General features: G+C 38.7%; 2 protein-coding genes. Both read left to right on the top strand.

Going from position 1 to position 705, the window contains the following annotated elements; translation table 11 throughout:
* On the top strand, positions 1-352 hold a 352-nt coding region (locus tag AC1DTM_RS30175), incomplete at its 5' end, for a phosphoribosylanthranilate isomerase (protein WP_477001671.1).
* Positions 349-705 (top strand): pyridoxal-phosphate dependent enzyme (locus tag AC1DTM_RS30170; protein WP_477001670.1); only part of this gene is annotated, 357 nt, incomplete at its 3' end. The genes AC1DTM_RS30175 and AC1DTM_RS30170, both read left to right, overlap by 4 nt.

The raw sequence follows: 705 nt of genomic DNA, 5'->3' as shown, positions 1-705 counted from the left end.
AATCAGGAGATTGAATATTCCGTCTATAAAAGCGTTAGGAGTAGCTTTAGAGAAAGATATTGAACATGCGAAAAAATACGAAACAGATTATCTGTTATTTGATAGCCCGAAAGAAAAGTTTTACGGAGGGAATGGTAAGACATTTTCATGGGAGTTACTCGCACATATGCCAAACGAGTTGCGAGAGAAAACGATATTAGCTGGCGGATTAAACGTCATTAATATAGAAGAAGCCATTCAAACCGTTCAGCCATATATGGTCGATGTGAGTAGCGGGGTAGAGACAGAAGGAAAGAAAGATTTGGAGAAAATAAAACAATTTATTAAAAAAGCGAAGGAGTGTTCCAAATGAACTACGCATATCCAGATGAAAAAGGTCATTACGGTATATACGGAGGACGATACGTTCCAGAAACGTTAATGCAATCCGTACTAGAGCTAGAAGAAGCGTATAAAGAAGCGATGCAAGACGAAGCGTTTCAAAAGGAATTAAACCATTATTTACAAACGTACGTTGGAAGAGAAACACCGCTTTATTTCGCTGAAAATATGACGAAGTATTGCGGCGGAGCAAAAATCTATTTGAAACGTGAAGATTTGAACCATACGGGAGCTCATAAAATTAACAATACAATCGGTCAGGCACTTCTTGCGGTAAGAATGGGTAAGAAGAAAGTTGTCGCTGAAACAGGAGCAGGACAACAC

This window comes from Bacillus sp. P4_D3, assembly GCF_056401855.1.
Note: the sequence above shows the minus strand (reverse complement) of the source record. Positions and strands in the feature narration are given on the sequence as shown.